Below are 14,603 nucleotides of genomic sequence, written 5' to 3'. Positions count from 1 at the left end.
CCCCTAACTATCAGGGCAAAGTTGTTGGGAAGTGCACTGGTCAGGTACCCATCACCCAAGGAGTGACGACCGCCATGATATGGCCGCAAAGCCCCTGGCGGTCGGGCGCAGAGTATAGACAGTTAGCAGACTAATGACAATGCAATGCCCTACCCCAAAAAGCGCATTGCAGCCTTGAAACAAATGGCGTAAATAGCGGCCTTTTTTCATTGAAAATCCCGTGCAAACCCTTCTACTGCCTGGGTTCTCGCAAATTGACTTTCGGATTTATCCCACTATAGTGGTGCGGGCCCTGCGTGGGGGGCTGTCTGATGATTTCAAGCATAACTAGGAGGCCACATATGGCTGACAAAAAAGCGCAGTTGATCATCGAGGGCAATGCCCCCGTCGAACTGCCCGTTCTGACCGGCACTGTTGGTCCCGATGTAATCGATGTGCGGAGCCTGACCGCCACGGGTCGGTTCACCTTTGATCCTGGTTTCATGTCGACCGCCTCCTGCGAGTCGAAGATCACCTATATCGATGGCGACAAGGGCATCCTGCTGCACCGCGGCTACCCCATCGAGCAGCTCGCCGAGCGCTCCGACTACCTGGAAACCTGCTACCTGTTGCTCAACGGCGAACTGCCGAGCAAGGAAGAGAAGGCCAAGTTCGTCAGCACCATCAAGAACCACACCATGGTTCACGAGCAGCTGAAGACCTTCTTCAACGGTTTCCGCCGCGACGCCCACCCGATGGCCATCATGTGTGGCGTGGTCGGCGCCCTGTCCGCCTTCTATCACGACTCGCTGGACATCAATAATCCGCAGCATCGCGAGGTTTCGGCCATGCGCCTGGTGGCCAAGATGCCGACCATCGCCGCCATGACCTACAAGTACTCCATGGGCCAGCCCATGATGTACCCGCGTAACGACCTGAACTACGCGGAAAACTTCCTGCACATGATGTTCAACACCCCGTGCGAGATCAAACCGATCAGCCCGGTGCTGGCCAAGGCGATGGACAAGATCTTCATCCTCCACGCCGACCATGAGCAGAACGCCTCCACCTCCACCGTCCGCCTGGCCGGCTCTTCCGGCGCCAACCCGTTCGCCTGTATCGCCGCCGGCATCGCCGCGCTGTGGGGTCCGGCACACGGCGGTGCCAACGAAGCGGTGCTGACCATGCTCGACGAGATCGGCAGCGTGGACAACATCGACAAGTACGTGGCCAAGGCCAAGGACAAGAACGATCCGTTCAAGCTGATGGGCTTCGGCCACCGCGTGTACAAGAACTTCGATCCGCGCGCCAAGGTCATGAAGCAGACCTGCGACGAAGTGCTGGCCGAGCTGGGCATCAACGACCCGCAATTGGAACTGGCGATGAAGCTCGAAGAGATCGCGCGCAACGATCCTTACTTCAAGGAGCGCAATCTCTACCCGAACGTGGACTTCTACTCGGGCATCATCCTCAAGGCCATCGGCATTCCGACCTCGATGTTCACCGTGATCTTCGCCCTGGCACGTACCGTGGGCTGGATCTCGCACTGGAAGGAAATGCTCTCCGGCCCGTACAAGATCGGCCGTCCGCGCCAGCTGTACACCGGTTACGAGCAGCGCGACCTGCCCGCCGATCGCGACTGATAGCGCCGCGAGACGAAACGAAAAAGGCTGCCCATCCGGCAGCCTTTTTTATTGATAACGCCACGTTTTCAGCGGCCCTCCACCTTGGCCCGCAAGCCTTGCAGCGTCTGCAACGGCGCATCGACGACGAAACTGTTGGCCAGCCACGACGGCACGCTGCCGCCCGGCTCGGTATGCGCCTCGTAGGTCACCTCCACCTTGCCGTCAGCCAGCGGCTTCAGCTGCCAGCGGCCATCGACGCGCTGCACGCGCACGAAGTCCTTTTCCTCAGGCAGGCGATCCGGCACCGCCTCGAGCAGACGCATAACGCCGCCATCGGCATCGATGTGCGTGGTCACCCTAATCACCGAATCGCGTGCCTTCACCGGCCAGGGCATTTCGAAGCGGGTGTACAGCTCGCTCACATCGCCCCGGGTGTCCAGCAGACGCTGCTGCTGGCAACTGAAGATCCAGGCGCAGGAACCTTCGATGTCCTCCTGCGCGGCCTGCACCGCAGCCAGATCGCCATTGATCGTGACCACGCCGCGATAGGCCTTGTACTTCGAGCCTGGCACGTCAGCCAGATACACGCTGACGCCCTGCTCTTCACGCTCCAGACGCCACTGCCTTTCGGCGGCCTGGACGGCGGTCGCGCAGAGCATCATGAGCAAAACGGAATAACGCATCATCTTCGAGCAACTCCCGGTGGGACTGTTTGCCTTCGACCCGCACGATGTGCAGGCGGTTCGGCTGCTCAGGCAGTCGCCTGCTCCAGCCAACCCAGCAGGCGGATGGCACTTTCCCGGTCATCGCCGCACACCTGCTCATCCGCCTTGAACCCGCTACAGACCGCGGGCCGCTCCGGGCGACCGAACAGGGCGCAGAGAAAATCGGCGTTGAGATGGATGCAGCGCACGCCAGCCGGCTTGCCGTTCGGCATGCCTGGAATCGGCGAGCTGATGGAAGGCGCGATGCAGCAGGCACCGCAACCGGCACGACACTCCATGAAACGACCTCGACTACAAACGAACGGCGGCGATCCTAATGAGGCGCGCGCCATCCGTCGAGGCCCTCGGGCGGGCCGCTGAACACCACCTTGCGCTGCACTGCCCGCCCCGGCTCGGGCGCCCTGCTTCGCCCCACCGCCTGCAGCCATGCCTTCGTTGCCGACGACGTTCAACGGCCTTTGTCAATCAGCGGTCTCGCTGCAGACGCGCCAGCAGGCTGGACGTATCCCAGCGCCCGCCGCCCATGCCCTGCACGTCGGCATAGAACTGGTCGACCAGCGCCGTCACCGGCAGCTGCGCGCCATTGCGTCGCGACTCCTCGAGCACGATCGACAGGTCCTTGCGCATCCAGTCGACCGCGAAGCCGAAATCGAACTCGCCGGCGAGCATGGTCTTGTAGCGGTTTTCCATCTGCCAGGACTGAGCCGCACCCTTGCTGATCACATCGACCAGGGCGTGAGCATCCAGGCCGGCGCGCTGGGCGAAGTTGAGGCCTTCGGCCAAGCCCTGGACCAGGCCGGCAATGCAGATCTGGTTGACCATCTTGCTCAGCTGCCCGCTGCCTGCCGGACCCATTAGGCGGATCATCCGTGCGTAGCACTGGATCACCGGCTCGGCCGCGGCGTAGGCCTGCTGTTCGCCGCCCACCATGACCGTCAGCACGCCGTTGACCGCGCCAGCCTGACCGCCGGACACCGGCGCATCGAGAAACCCCAGGCCGCGCTCGGCCGCGATGGCCGCCAGCTCACGCGCGACGTCGGCCGAGGCCGTGGTGTGGTCGACGAGAATGGCCCCCGGCGCCATGCCGGCGAAAGCGCCCTGCTCGCCCAGAATCACACTACGCAGGTCGTCGTCATTGCCGACGCAACACATCACCAGCTCAGCCCCCTGCGCCGCCTCGCGCGGAGTCGGCGCGCTGCTGCCGGCGTACTCGCCCATCCACTGCTCGGCCTTGCCCGGCGAGCGGTTGTAGACCGTCACCTGATGGCCTTTACGGGCCAGATGCCCGGCCATCGGATACCCCATAACACCCAAGCCGATAAATGCGACCTTTGCCATGACAACCTCCTGCGGACATAGGCCGCAGAGCCTAACACGACGTTTGCCCTGGCCGGAAAGGCCTTCCATACTGCCTGCCAGTCGGCCCCGAGCAGGCCTTGCGAACGATTAGGAGCGCCAATGGGACATTGGTTGGTCATCGACCTGGAAGCCACGACCGACGAAGGTGGCTGGCCGCTGGAGGAAATGGAAATCATCGAGATCGGCGCCAGCCTGGTCGGCGCTGACGGGCATGAGCGCGATCACTTCCAGCGCTTCGTCAAACCACAGCGCCGTCCCTGCCTGACCGACTTCTGCCGTGACCTCACCCACATCGCCCAGGCCGATATCGACAGCGCCGCCCCCATGCCGCAGGTCTGGGCACAGTTCGAGCGCTGGCTGACGCAGCATGCGCCACGCCTGGTCGGCTGGAGCAGCTGGGGCGATTACGATCGCCGCCAGCTGGAGCAGGAGTGGCGCCAGCATCGCCTGCACAGCCTGCTGGCCGACGCGCCTCACCTGAACCTGAAGCAGGCCTTCGCCAAGGCCCGCCAGCTGCAGCGTCCGGTCGGCCTGCACAGCGCACTGCAACTGGCCGGCATGCAGTTCCAGGGGCAGCAGCACCGGGCCCTCGAGGACGCGCGCAATACCGCGCGCCTGCTGCCGCTGGTACTCCCCCTCAAAGACTGATGACGAAGAAAAGGCGCTTGGGCATACTGGCGCCCCCTTTCGTAACCCTTTTCCCGAGGAATCGCAGATGTTCAAGGTCAACGAGTACTTCGACGGCACCGTCAAATCCATCGGCTTCGCCATGGCCGAAGGCCCTGCCACCATCGGTGTGATGGCCCCGGGCGAATACGAGTTCGGCACCAGCCAGCTGGAAGTGATGCACGTGGTGGCCGGTGCCCTGACCGTGAAACTGCCGGGCAGCGACAGCTGGAACACCTATGAGGCCGGCAGCCAGTTCACCGTCGAGGCCAACAGCAAGTTCCAGCTCAAGGTGGCCGTGGATACCGCCTACCTCTGCGAATACCGCTAACAGCCCAGCCGTAAAGCACTCAAAGAACCGGCCCCAGCGGCCGGTTTTTTCTTTGATCACCATCAGGACCCCAGCCCATGCCACGCTCCGCCCTTCTTGTTCCCATCGCCCTGCTCGTGGTGGCCATGGTGTCGATCCAGAGCGGCGCCTCGCTGGCCAAGAGCCTGTTCCCGATAGTCGGCGCCGAAGGCACGACCACCCTGCGCCTGGTGCTAGGGGCAATCATTCTGTCGCTGGTGATGCAGCCCTGGCGTGCCAAGCTGGACCTGCGCAAGTGCCAGTCATTGCTTGCCTACGGCCTGGCGCTGGGCGGCATGAATCTGCTGTTCTACATGTCATTGCAGAGCATCCCACTGGGTATCGCCGTAGCACTGGAGTTCACCGGCCCGCTGGCCCTGGCGCTGTTTTCCTCGCGCCGCCTGCTGGATTTCGTCTGGGTGATCCTGGCCGTCATCGGCCTGTGGATGCTCCTGCCAACTGGCGCCACGCAGAGCGCCATCGATCCACTCGGCGCGGCTCTGGCCCTTGGCGCAGGCGTTTGCTGGGCGCTATACATCATCTTCGGGCAGAAAGCCGGCGCCCAGCATGGCCGCCACACCGTCGCGCTGGGCACCTGGGTCGCCGCATTGCTGGTCTTGCCCATCGGCGCCTGGCACGCAGGCAGCGATCTGCTCAGCCTCGACCTGCTGCCCATTGCCTTAGGCGTCGCAGTGCTGTCCTCAGCACTGCCCTACAGCCTGGAGATGGTGGCTCTGACGCGCCTGCCAGCGCGCACCTTCAGCGTCTTGATGAGCCTGGAGCCGGCAATCGCGGCCATGTGCGGCCTGGCTTTTCTCGGCGAAAAGCTGCTCTGGGGCCAGTGGCTGGCCGTCGGCGCGATCATCGTCGCCTCGGCCGGAGCGGCGGCGACGATCCGGCCCAAGAGTTAGCCGGCCTCGCCGAACTGCAGCTGCGCCAGGCGCGCATAGAGCGGACTGCCGGCGAGCAACTGGGCATGGCTGCCGATGGCCGCCAGCCGACCGCGCTCGATCACCGCGATGCGTTCGGCCTGCTTGACGGTGGCCAGCCGATGCGCGATCACCAGCGTGGTGCGACCGCTCATCAGCGTAGGGAGCGCCTGCTGGATCAGGTGTTCGCTCTCGGCATCCAGGGCGCTGGTGGCCTCGTCTAGCAGCAGGATAGGCGCATCGGCCAGCAAGGCGCGGGCGATGGCCAGACGCTGACGCTGCCCACCCGACAGCCCGAGCCCGGCTTCACCCAGGTGGGTCTGATAACCCTGCGGCAGACGCTCGATGAACTCATGGGCATACGCCGCTCGCGCGGCTGCTTCTACCTCGGCCTGGCTGGCGTGTAGCCGGCCATAGCGAATATTGTCCTCGACCGTACCGAAGAACAGCGCCGGATTCTGCGACACCAGAGCGAAGCAGGCGCGCAGCTCGCGCGGATCGAGCTGATCGATCGGCACGCCGTCGATGAGGATGCGCCCGGCCTGCGGGTCGAAAAAGCGCAGCAGCAGATCGAACAGCGTCGACTTGCCCGCCCCGGACGGCCCGACCAGCGCCAGCGTTTCACCAGCCGCCACCTGCAGGTCGATGCCATCGATGGCATAGCTGTCGGGCCGCGACGGGTAGGCGAAACGCACGCCCTGCAACTCGATGCGCCCACGCACCGGCTGCGGCAGATGCTGAGGCTGCTCCGGCGCGACGATGGCATTGCTGGAGCGCAGCAGTTCGCCAATACGCTCCGCCGCTCCGGCCGCGCGCTGCAGCTCGCCGATCACCTCGCTCAGGGTGCCGAAGGACGAACCGACGATCAGGGCGTAGAAGACGAAGGCTGCCAGCTCGCCGCCGGAAATGCGCCCGGCGATCACGTCCATGCCGCCAACCCAGAGCATGACGCCCACCGCCCCGAGTACCAGCACGATGACCACGGTGATCAGCCAGGAACGCTGAGCGATGCGTTTACGCGCGACATCGAAAGCGGCCTCGGCGGACTCGCCAAAGCGTCGCTTGTCCTCGTTCTGGTGGTTGTAGGCCTGCACCGTCTTGATTTGCCCCAACACCTCGCCGACGTAGCTGCCCACGTCGGCCACGCGGTCCTGGCTCTGCCGCGACAGCGCGCGCACGCGGCGGCCGAACAGCAGGATCGGTGCCACCACCAGCGGCAGCGCGGCCAGCACGATGCCGCTGAGCTTGGGGTTGGTGACCACCAGCAGCACGCTGCCGCCGACCAGCATGATCAGATTGCGCAGGGCCATGGACAGCGACGAGCCGATCACCGACTGCAGCAAGGTGGTGTCGGCGGTCAACCGTGACTGAATCTCCGAGCTGCGATTGCTTTCATAGAAGCCCGGATGCAGCTCGATCAGGTGATCGAACACCCGCCGGCGAATATCGGCCACCACCCGCTCGCCCAGCCAGGACACCAGGTAGAAGCGCGTGTAGGTGCCGAACGCCAAAGCCAGCACCAGCACGAAGAACAGCAGCAGGGACTGACGCAATGCAGCCGGCGATTGCGTGGCCAGGCCCTGATCCACCAGCAGCTTGATGCCCTGGCCCATGGACAGGGTGATGGCGGCGGTAAACAGCAGCGCCAGCAAGGCGCCCAGTACCCGCCCGCGATAAGGCGCGATAAAGCGCCAGGCCAGGCGTATCGCACCACGCTGGCGGGAGGAAAGCAGAGAAGTCATGAGGGGCCTCAGGAGTCGGCGGTGGCAGGCGCTTCGGCCAGCCAGGCCACCGCGCAGAGGGCCAGCGCCGCCAGGTTGGTGGACAGCGGATTGAACGCCTGAATCAACAGATGGGGGCTCAGCAGCGCAACATCAAGCAGCAGCACCAGCAAGACTGCAGCGGCCACCAGCAACGGCCAGCGCTGACGGCGAATCGTCAGCAGCGCGATGCCCAGCAATACCTCGGCAACGCCGCCGACACGGGCGATCAGCTCCGGCGCGAACAACGCGTGATCGGGCAAGCCGTGCGCACCGATCATCGCCACCTCGTCAGGGCTCAGCCAGAGAATCTTCGGTGCCAGACCATGCCAGACGAATACCGCCGCCAATGCAAGCCGCGCAAGCCAGGCGATCTGCGCTAGCCGCCGTTCAGTCATGCAGAAAGCGCTCGGCGTGGTCGGCCGTGGGCAGCAGGCAGACGGCATGCCGGCCGAACAGGCGATAGCGATTCAGCGCAATGCGGTCATAACACCAATCCCGCAGCGGCCGGGGCACCAGGCGCAGCAATCGCAGCGCACGCCAGGGTTGCGGCAAGCGCGAGAGAATGCGCAGCAGCGCCGTGGAGCGTACATGCAGCCCCGCCTCGTCGATCAGGGCCATGGTGTCGAAACGATCGGTCGGCAGCCCATACCAGGCCAGCAACGCCTGCCCCTGGACGGACTGCACGGATGCCAGGCGAAACTGCCGCGTGGGGTCATGACGGATGAGGAACCTCGCCCAGCCGTTGCACAGCTTGCAGACGCCGTCGAACAGCACGACGCGCTCGCCTGCCGACAGGCCGGGTGGTAGCGATGGCTCCGTCATCTCAGGGCACTCGCCTGTTGCGCCTGCGGGCGGTAATGGCCAGTGATGCGGTAGGCGAAGAGGATGTCTTCCTCCTGCGTGCCGCGGCCGATGTTGTGCAGGATCAGCGGCGCACCATTTGACGCCCGGCGATCGCTGACGATGCCGATATGAGTCAGGCCGCGTCCCAGATCCCAGGTGACGATATCGCCGGCGCGGTAGGAATCAGCGTCCTGACTGATCGGCAGCGACCAGCCCTGACGTTTGAACCAGGTCATCAGATTGGGCACGCGACGGTGGTCGATATTGCTGTCCGGCCGGCTCAGGCCCCAGTTTCTCGGGTAGACGGCAAAATTGCCGCGCATGTCGCGATGCACCGCCTCCTGCAGGTCCAGCCCCTGCTGGCGCAGCGCGCGGATCACCACGTCGGTGCACACGCCGGTGGCCATGGGCACGTCGCCGCCCGGATAGCTCAACTGGCGGTAGGCCGGATCATAGCTCAGGGTCACGCCGACCTGCTTGCGCGCATCCAGCACCAGCCTGTCAGCCTCGATGGCCTGCGCAGCCAGGGCCAGCGCCCAGGCCAGCAGGACAACCAGCATCCGCATCGCGATCTCCTATCGAGCCAAGGGATACAGCAACTCTTCCTTGTAACCTGCCCAGACCCGCACGGCATCGGGGAAGGCATCGTCCAGCGTCACCTCGCCACTGTCCACCAGCAGCGGCCGGCCCTCAAGCGTCGCCAGCTTGCGCTTGGTGGCGACCACGCGCAGCCTCTCCAGGCCGACGGCGCGCAACACCCGCGGGCTGATCTGCTGATTGCCGCGACCAATGATATGCCCCTGGCCGCCAATGGCGGTGACCAGCAGGTAAGTCGGATGCCCATCGACCAGGGCGAACAGCTCGGCTTCATTGACGTCGCGAGCGATCACCTGGCCATCCTCGATCATATCGACACCGAGCAAGGTAGTTTCCAGCCCGAGATTCTGCGCCAGGCCATGCAGGGTCGAGCCGGGACCGAACACGTAGCGAACGCCCGGCTCCCATTCACTCTCCAGCCAGGCGGCCAGGTCGGCCAGCACCAGCTCTTCGGACTCCATCCCCCCCTGCTTGACCGCCTGCACGTAGCCGCCCTCCTGCGGCACGCACAGCTCGCCGTACCAGCGCGCGGTGACGCGGTCTTCGCGCAGGGCGGCCTCGTCGATGTCGCGCACCTCGCCGCTGGCCAGACGCACCAGGCCGCCCTCGACCAGGCGAGCGGTGAGCTCACCCGCCGCCCTTGGGCTGATGGCATAGACGCCGGACTGAATCTTCACCCCGGCCGGAATGCCCAGCACAGGCTGCGACGCGTTCACCACCGCACAGACATCACGTGCAGTACCGTCACCGCCGGCGAACAGAATCAGTGCCACGCCGGCGTCCTGAAGCTGCCGCACCGCACGCCGGGTATCCTCGGCGGTGGTCGCGCCGTCACCCAACTCACCCAGCAACCGATGCTCAAAGCCCATCTGCGCCAATAGCTCGCCACCCATCGCCCCCGGGTAGCTGACGAATTCGATGCGCTCGCGCAGGGCCAGCAACTGTTCCAGGGCCGTACGCGTGCGCTGCGCGGCTTTCGCCTCGACGCCAAGGGCCAATGCCTGCTCGGCCATGCCGTCGCTGCCCTTGAAGGCAGCCGGGCCACCCAGCCCGGCCAGCGGATTGATGATCAGACCGATATGAAAACGCGCCATGTATTCCTCGTTCCACGCAGGCTGGCACGCAGCCTGCAATACGACTTTCGCTAAGTGTTTTGTGACGGAGTTCCGCCGTCATGGAATCTGCTTAAAGTATCGCGAGCTAGAGCCAGGCAAGGCGAAATTGGGCGAAGAAGCGGAGTTTACGAGTTGTAAATGAGCATTCTGAGCCCGATTTCAACGCAGCATGGCCGACGCGCAGCAGACTTTAAGCAGGTTCCTTGTTGTCACCGCGCGTTCATCTAGCCCCCCTAGACTGGCGCGCATCACTGATGAGGAGACAGGCCATGAGCTTGCAAGACAATGTCGCCCAACGCCCCAACACCCCGGTCAAGCAACCGCAGATGCCGGTGGGCGGTTTTATCATCGATGGCCAGGGCCGCGAAGTGCCCATTACCGAAGACATGATCCAGCAGGCCTGCAAAGCCCTGGAAGAAAGCCGCCAGCAAGCGCATCGGCAGGGTTGAGTGTCAGGCGCCAGGCACGCAAGGTGCCTGGCGCACCCTGCTCAAGCGCGCGGCACCAGTTTCAGCGACAGCGAGTTGATGCAGTAGCGCAGCCCGGTCGGCCGCGGGCCATCCGGAAACACGTGCCCCAGATGAGCATCGCACTTGGCGCATTTGACCTCGATGCGATGCATGCCATGGCTGTAATCGTCGAGGCTGGCGATCACCTCCTCGTTGATCGGCTGGAAATAGCTTGGCCAGCCGCTGCCGGAATCGTACTTGGCGTCCGAATCGAACAGGGCTTCGCCACAGCAGGCGCAGTGGTAGATGCCTGGGGTCTTGCTGTCGTGGTAGGCACCGGTGAATGGTCGCTCCGTGCCTCCCAGGCGACAGACATGGAACTGCTCGTCGGTCAGCTCTTCACGCCAGGTGTCCAACGACTTGTCGACTTTATCCACGAGCGGGTTTCCTCCTCGGTAAATGGGCAGCACGGGGTTTCGCGCGCGACGCCAGCACTGCCCTGAAACTCTGGCCCACGGAGACCGCCGCTGAGAAGTTTCCGGGCCGCGGCATGAGTGTGCGGCGCGTGGCAGGCCAGAAAAAAGCAGGGCTGGCACCTTTGCCGCGCCCAGGTCGCCACGTATGATTCGACCCCAGTCTGTCACCCACGTTACGGGCTGCCAAGATTCCCCGTCGGGAGAATTTTGCAGCGTGCTTCAGTGGGTTTTCCTTAGCTCGGGATCCCTTACATGCAGGTCAGCAAATCGAACAAGCTCGCCAACGTCTGCTACGACATTCGCGGGCCGGTGCTCAAGCACGCCAAGCGTCTGGAAGAGGAAGGCCATCGCATCCTCAAGCTGAATATCGGCAACCCGGCGCCGTTCGGTTTCGAGGCACCGGAAGAAATTCTTCAGGACGTCATCCGCAACCTGCCCACCGCCCAGGGTTACAGCGACTCCAAGGGGCTGTTCAGCGCACGCAAGGCGGTGATGCAGTACTACCAGCAGAAGCAGGTCGAAGGCGTCACCATCGAGGACATCTACCTCGGCAACGGCGTGTCCGAACTGATCGTCATGGCCATGCAGGCGCTGCTCAACAACGGTGACGAGGTGCTCATCCCGGCGCCCGACTATCCGCTGTGGACCGCTGCCGTGGCACTGTCCGGCGGCAAGCCGGTGCACTACCTGTGCGACGAACAGGCCGGCTGGTTCCCCGACATCGCCGACATGCGCGCTAAGATCACGCCGAACACCAAGGCGCTGGTGCTGATCAACCCGAACAACCCCACCGGCGCGGTGTATTCCAGGGAAGTCCTGCAGGACATCGTCGAACTGGCGCGCCAGCACAACCTGGTGATCTTCTCCGACGAGATCTACGACAAGATCCTCTACGACGAAGCCGTGCACATCAGCACCGCCTCGCTGGCGCCGGACGTGCTCTGCCTGACCTTCAACGGCCTGTCCAAGAGCTACCGCGTGGCCGGCTTCCGTTCCGGCTGGGTGGCCATTTCCGGGCCCAAACACAAGGCGCAGAGCTACATCGAAGGCCTGGATATCCTGGCCAACATGCGCCTGTGCGCCAACGTGCCGAGCCAGCACGCGATCCAGACCGCGCTGGGCGGCTACCAGAGCATCAACGACCTGGTACTGCCGAACGGCCGCCTGCTGGAGCAGCGCAACCGCGCCTGGGAGCTGCTCAACGACATCCCCGGGGTCAGCTGCGTCAAGCCCATGGGCGCGTTGTACGCCTTCCCGAAGATCGACCCGAAGGTCTGCCCGATCCACAACGACGAGAAGTTCGTTCTCGATCTGCTGCTGTCGGAGAAGCTGCTGATCGTCCAGGGCACCGCCTTCAACTGGCCGTGGCCGGATCACTTCCGCGTGGTCACCCTGCCCCGCGTCGACGACCTGGAGCAGGCCATCGGCCGTATCGGCAACTTCCTCAAGGGCTACAGCCAGTAAGCCGACATGGACCTGCAGATCGACGACTTCTACAAGGATGCGGCCAGCGGCCTGCTGATGCTCTACCAGGCCTTCCCGCGCAAGATGGCCTTGTACGTGGAAGACCTGATCGGCCGCGAGGAGCCCGACGAATTCGGCCTGCCGAGCAAGCGCCACCAGGCCTGCCTGGGTGCGCTGCTGTGGCTGGCCGAGGAAGGCTATCTGCGTTTCGAGTCGACCATCGCCTACGACGCGCTGGATCAGGCGGTGCTCACCGAGAAGGGCTTCCTGCGTCTGTCACGCGCCGTCCCTCATGCCTTGCGCGAGGGCGAAGCACTGCCACCGAGCGTGCGCCGCGTGCATGCCACACTGGCCTTCCAGCTACGCGAAGCCCTGGCCCAGCAGCACGGCGAGCGCACCGCCCGCCTCACCCGCCTGCTGTTCGAGAGCTCGCTGCACGGCCAGGATACATAGTTTGAAATAGTCACTGGTTGAAAGCCCCAGGGGCGCGCCCTTATATAGCCGGCATTACTCGTACGTCTTTCCCGTGAGGAGTCCGTTCACACCATGATGCGCATTATGTTGTTCCTGGCCACCAACCTGGCGGTGCTGATCATCGCCAGCATCACCCTCAAACTGCTGGGGGTCGACCGCTTCACCGGCCAGAACCATGGCAGCCTGCTGATCTTCTGCGCCGTGTTCGGTTTCGCCGGCTCGCTGGTGTCGCTGTTCCTGTCCAAGTGGATGGCGAAGATGAGCACCGGCACCCAGATCATCACCCAGCCGCGTACCCGCCATGAACAATGGCTGCTGCAGACCGTCGAGGAGCTGTCGCGCGACGCCGGCATCAAGATGCCGGAAGTCGGCATCTTCCCCGCCTACGAGTCCAACGCCTTCGCCACCGGCTGGAACAAGAACGACGCGCTGGTGGCCGTCAGCCAGGGCCTGCTGGAGCGCTTCTCGCCGGATGAGGTGCGCGCGGTACTGGCCCACGAGATCGGCCACGTGGCCAACGGCGACATGGTCACCCTGGCGCTGATCCAGGGCGTGGTGAATACCTTCGTGATGTTCTTCGCGCGCATCTTCGGCAACTTCGTCGACAAGGCGATCCTGAAGAACGAGGACGGCCATGGCATCGGCTACTTCGTCGCGACCATCTTCGCCGAGCTGGTACTGGGCATTCTGGCCAGCATCATCGTCATGTGGTTCTCGCGCAAACGCGAGTTCAAGGCCGACGAAGCCGGCGCACGCCTGGCGGGTACCGGCTCGATGATCGCCGCCCTGCAGCGCCTGCGTGCCGAACAGGGCGTGCCGGTGCAGATGCCCGATAGCCTGACGGCCTTCGGCATCAACGGTGGCCTGAAGAACGGCCTGGCCGGCCTGCTGATGACCCACCCGCCGCTGGAAGATCGCATCGAGGCGCTGCGCCGCCTGGGTTGATCGCCCCGAAACAAAGAAAAGGCGACCTTCGGGTCGCCTTTTTTGTGCTCGACGCAAAAACGCCCCGCTCGTAGGATGCGCCGCGCGCACCGGGGTCCGCGGTGGATCGCTGGTGCGCGCGGCGCACCCTACTCCCGTTTATCCAGACGATAGACCACTTCGTCCAGCGCCTTGAGCTCGTGGCGGATGAACTTCCAGTTGCCCGCCAGCACGTCCTCGCGCTGCAGCGTCTTCAGTTGCCAGGCGGCAGCGAAATGCCCCTGCACTTCGTCGTCGCTGACGGCGAATGGCGGTCCATCCATCTGGCTCTGCAGATAGTCAAGAGTGATCAGCAGCCCGCGACAGCCGCGCGGCAGAATCGCCGTCAGGTGGGCCGCATAACGCTCGCGCATCGGCGGCGGTAGCGCGATGAGCGCGGCGCGGTCATAGAGCGCCAGGCAATCGGCGACGTCATCCGCGCGCAGCGCGAAGAAGTCACCACACCACAGCTCCAGCGCACCGGCGCGATAGACCTTGAAGGCGCCTTGCCGGGAGATTTCCGGCTGCAGCTCCTGCTCGGCGAAGAAGGCCTGCACGGCCTTTTCCGCCAGTTCCACGCCGAGCACTCGATGGCCCTGCCCGGCCAGCCAGGCCAGATCCAGGCTCTTGCCGCACAGCGGCACCAGCACCCGAGCAGCGGCAGGCGCGCCTAGCTGCGGCCAGTGCCGCAGCAGGTAAGGATTGACCTGCTCCAGATGAAAACCGATCTGCTCACGCGCCCAGCGCTCCTGCCAGAAACTCTCATGCACGAGGAAACTCCTGATTAATCGATAAAAAGGCTCAATAATTTATGCTGGAAGTCGATA

Annotated in this window: 18 protein-coding genes; 8 read left to right on the top strand and 10 right to left on the bottom strand. The window is 64.3% G+C overall.

Features of this window, described 5'->3' with window-relative positions:
* The first annotated feature begins 341 nt into the window (after positions 1 to 341).
* Positions 342 to 1,622, top strand: coding sequence for a citrate synthase (gene gltA / locus BLS61_RS05995; protein WP_090428735.1), 1,281 nt, complete (start codon positions 342 to 344; stop codon positions 1,620 to 1,622).
* Positions 1,623 to 1,690: 68 nt separating this feature from the next.
* Here gltA and BLS61_RS05990 read toward each other — a convergent pair whose 3' ends face one another.
* The 3 genes from BLS61_RS05990 to BLS61_RS05980 all read right to left on the bottom strand — a co-directional run bounded on the left by BLS61_RS05990 (position 1,691) and on the right by BLS61_RS05980 (position 3,667).
* Positions 1,691 to 2,290: an START domain-containing protein gene (locus BLS61_RS05990; protein WP_090428732.1), complete on the bottom strand. Its 600-nt coding sequence runs from the start codon at positions 2,288 to 2,290 to the stop codon at positions 1,691 to 1,693.
* A 65-nt stretch (positions 2,291 to 2,355) separates the two neighbouring features.
* Positions 2,356 to 2,607: a YkgJ family cysteine cluster protein gene (locus BLS61_RS05985; protein ID WP_090428728.1), complete on the bottom strand. Its 252-nt coding sequence runs from the start codon at positions 2,605 to 2,607 to the stop codon at positions 2,356 to 2,358.
* A gap of 187 nt (positions 2,608 to 2,794) precedes the next feature.
* On the bottom strand, positions 2,795 to 3,667 hold the full coding sequence (locus tag BLS61_RS05980) for an NAD(P)-dependent oxidoreductase (RefSeq protein ID WP_090428726.1): 873 nt from the start codon (positions 3,665 to 3,667) through the stop codon (positions 2,795 to 2,797).
* Between the two features lie 120 nt (positions 3,668 to 3,787).
* Here BLS61_RS05980 and BLS61_RS05975 point away from each other — a divergent pair, with 120 nt between their 5' ends.
* The 3 genes from BLS61_RS05975 to rhtA all read left to right on the top strand — a co-directional run bounded on the left by BLS61_RS05975 (position 3,788) and on the right by rhtA (position 5,614).
* Positions 3,788 to 4,336, top strand: coding sequence for a 3'-5' exonuclease (locus BLS61_RS05975; RefSeq protein WP_090428723.1), 549 nt, complete (start codon positions 3,788 to 3,790; stop codon positions 4,334 to 4,336).
* Positions 4,337 to 4,403: 67 nt separating this feature from the next.
* Positions 4,404 to 4,685 (top strand): pyrimidine/purine nucleoside phosphorylase, encoded by a 282-nt coding sequence (gene ppnP, locus BLS61_RS05970; protein ID WP_024308040.1) that lies wholly within the window; start codon positions 4,404 to 4,406, stop codon positions 4,683 to 4,685.
* Between the two features lie 77 nt (positions 4,686 to 4,762).
* Positions 4,763 to 5,614, top strand: a complete 852-nt coding sequence (gene rhtA, locus BLS61_RS05965) for a threonine/homoserine exporter RhtA (protein ID WP_090428721.1) — start codon at positions 4,763 to 4,765, stop codon at positions 5,612 to 5,614.
* On the opposite strand, the gene BLS61_RS05960 is transcribed toward rhtA, so the two are convergent.
* The 5 genes from BLS61_RS05960 to BLS61_RS05940 are packed head-to-tail and all read right to left on the bottom strand — an operon-like array spanning position 5,611 to position 9,929.
* A complete protein-coding gene (locus tag BLS61_RS05960; RefSeq protein ID WP_090428718.1) occupies positions 5,611 to 7,374 on the bottom strand; it encodes an ABC transporter transmembrane domain-containing protein in 1,764 nt (587 codons plus the stop codon). The two genes, rhtA and BLS61_RS05960, sit on opposite strands and share 4 nt — an antisense overlap.
* Before the next feature lie 8 nt (positions 7,375 to 7,382).
* A complete protein-coding gene (locus BLS61_RS05955) occupies positions 7,383 to 7,790 on the bottom strand; it encodes a DoxX-like family protein (RefSeq protein WP_090428715.1) in 408 nt (135 codons plus the stop codon).
* Entirely contained in the window at positions 7,783 to 8,217 is a 435-nt protein-coding gene (locus BLS61_RS05950; RefSeq protein ID WP_090428712.1) for a thiol-disulfide oxidoreductase DCC family protein, read from the bottom strand. The genes BLS61_RS05955 and BLS61_RS05950 overlap by 8 nt, the downstream gene beginning before the upstream one ends.
* Complete coding sequence (locus tag BLS61_RS05945; RefSeq protein WP_090428708.1) at positions 8,214 to 8,804, bottom strand: DUF1287 domain-containing protein; 591 nt, start codon at positions 8,802 to 8,804, stop codon at positions 8,214 to 8,216. The genes BLS61_RS05950 and BLS61_RS05945 overlap by 4 nt, the downstream gene beginning before the upstream one ends.
* A 9-nt stretch (positions 8,805 to 8,813) precedes the next feature.
* Positions 8,814 to 9,929 carry an ATP-NAD kinase family protein gene (locus BLS61_RS05940; protein WP_090428704.1) on the bottom strand — a complete coding sequence of 372 codons (1,116 nt, stop codon included), beginning with the start codon at positions 9,927 to 9,929 and terminating at the stop codon, positions 8,814 to 8,816.
* A gap of 290 nt (positions 9,930 to 10,219) precedes the next feature.
* Between BLS61_RS05940 and BLS61_RS05935 the strand changes: the two genes are divergently transcribed.
* Entirely contained in the window at positions 10,220 to 10,399 is a 180-nt protein-coding gene (locus BLS61_RS05935) for a PA1571 family protein (RefSeq protein WP_090428701.1), read from the top strand.
* A gap of 41 nt (positions 10,400 to 10,440) precedes the next feature.
* Here the strand turns inward: BLS61_RS05935 and msrB are convergent, their stop codons facing one another.
* Positions 10,441 to 10,836 carry a peptide-methionine (R)-S-oxide reductase MsrB gene (gene msrB, locus BLS61_RS05930; protein ID WP_090428698.1) on the bottom strand — a complete coding sequence of 132 codons (396 nt, stop codon included), beginning with the start codon at positions 10,834 to 10,836 and terminating at the stop codon, positions 10,441 to 10,443.
* A 291-nt stretch (positions 10,837 to 11,127) separates the two neighbouring features.
* Here msrB and BLS61_RS05925 point away from each other — a divergent pair, with 291 nt between their 5' ends.
* From BLS61_RS05925 to htpX, 3 genes are all read left to right on the top strand, one after another.
* Positions 11,128 to 12,339 carry a pyridoxal phosphate-dependent aminotransferase gene (locus BLS61_RS05925; protein WP_090428695.1) on the top strand — a complete coding sequence of 404 codons (1,212 nt, stop codon included), beginning with the start codon at positions 11,128 to 11,130 and terminating at the stop codon, positions 12,337 to 12,339.
* Between the two features lie 6 nt (positions 12,340 to 12,345).
* Entirely contained in the window at positions 12,346 to 12,792 is a 447-nt protein-coding gene (locus tag BLS61_RS05920) for a hypothetical protein (RefSeq protein ID WP_090428692.1), read from the top strand.
* Positions 12,793 to 12,885: 93 nt separating this feature from the next.
* Positions 12,886 to 13,758, top strand: coding sequence for a protease HtpX (gene htpX, locus BLS61_RS05915; RefSeq protein WP_090428690.1), 873 nt, complete (start codon positions 12,886 to 12,888; stop codon positions 13,756 to 13,758).
* 128 nt (positions 13,759 to 13,886) lie between these two features.
* On the opposite strand, the gene BLS61_RS05910 is transcribed toward htpX, so the two are convergent.
* Positions 13,887 to 14,546, bottom strand: a complete 660-nt coding sequence (locus BLS61_RS05910) for a thiopurine S-methyltransferase (protein ID WP_090428687.1) — start codon at positions 14,544 to 14,546, stop codon at positions 13,887 to 13,889.
* Positions 14,547 to 14,603 lie beyond the last annotated feature (57 nt).

It is taken from the genome of Ectopseudomonas guguanensis, assembly GCF_900104265.1.
In the GTDB taxonomy this organism is placed as follows: Bacteria; Pseudomonadota; Gammaproteobacteria; order Pseudomonadales; family Pseudomonadaceae; genus Aquipseudomonas; species Aquipseudomonas guguanensis.
The sequence above is the reverse complement of the archived record's forward strand: the minus strand, read 5'-3'. Positions and strand labels throughout refer to the sequence as shown.

Bases quoted from the DNA above. Each gene is read 5' to 3' on its own strand.
- BLS61_RS05925 (WP_090428695.1), top strand. From the start codon at position 11,128: ATGCAGGTCAGCAAATCGAACAAGCTCGCCAACGTCTGCTACGACATT.
- BLS61_RS05940 (WP_090428704.1), bottom strand. From the start codon at position 9,929: ATGGCGCGTTTTCATATCGGTCTGATCATCAATCCGCTGGCCGGGCTG.
- BLS61_RS05975 (WP_090428723.1), top strand. From the start codon at position 3,788: ATGGGACATTGGTTGGTCATCGACCTGGAAGCCACGACCGACGAAGGT.
- BLS61_RS05990 (WP_090428732.1), bottom strand. From the start codon at position 2,290: ATGATGCGTTATTCCGTTTTGCTCATGATGCTCTGCGCGACCGCCGTC.
- BLS61_RS05945 (WP_090428708.1), bottom strand. From the start codon at position 8,804: ATGCGGATGCTGGTTGTCCTGCTGGCCTGGGCGCTGGCCCTGGCTGCG.
- BLS61_RS05980 (WP_090428726.1), bottom strand. From the start codon at position 3,667: ATGGCAAAGGTCGCATTTATCGGCTTGGGTGTTATGGGGTATCCGATG.
- BLS61_RS05955 (WP_090428715.1), bottom strand. From the start codon at position 7,790: ATGACTGAACGGCGGCTAGCGCAGATCGCCTGGCTTGCGCGGCTTGCA.
- htpX (WP_090428690.1), top strand. From the start codon at position 12,886: ATGATGCGCATTATGTTGTTCCTGGCCACCAACCTGGCGGTGCTGATC.
- ppnP (WP_024308040.1), top strand. From the start codon at position 4,404: ATGTTCAAGGTCAACGAGTACTTCGACGGCACCGTCAAATCCATCGGC.
- rhtA (WP_090428721.1), top strand. From the start codon at position 4,763: ATGCCACGCTCCGCCCTTCTTGTTCCCATCGCCCTGCTCGTGGTGGCC.
- gltA (WP_090428735.1), top strand. From the start codon at position 342: ATGGCTGACAAAAAAGCGCAGTTGATCATCGAGGGCAATGCCCCCGTC.
- BLS61_RS05985 (WP_090428728.1), bottom strand. From the start codon at position 2,607: ATGGAGTGTCGTGCCGGTTGCGGTGCCTGCTGCATCGCGCCTTCCATC.
- BLS61_RS05935 (WP_090428701.1), top strand. From the start codon at position 10,220: ATGAGCTTGCAAGACAATGTCGCCCAACGCCCCAACACCCCGGTCAAG.
- BLS61_RS05960 (WP_090428718.1), bottom strand. From the start codon at position 7,374: ATGACTTCTCTGCTTTCCTCCCGCCAGCGTGGTGCGATACGCCTGGCC.
- BLS61_RS05950 (WP_090428712.1), bottom strand. From the start codon at position 8,217: ATGACGGAGCCATCGCTACCACCCGGCCTGTCGGCAGGCGAGCGCGTC.
- BLS61_RS05920 (WP_090428692.1), top strand. From the start codon at position 12,346: ATGGACCTGCAGATCGACGACTTCTACAAGGATGCGGCCAGCGGCCTG.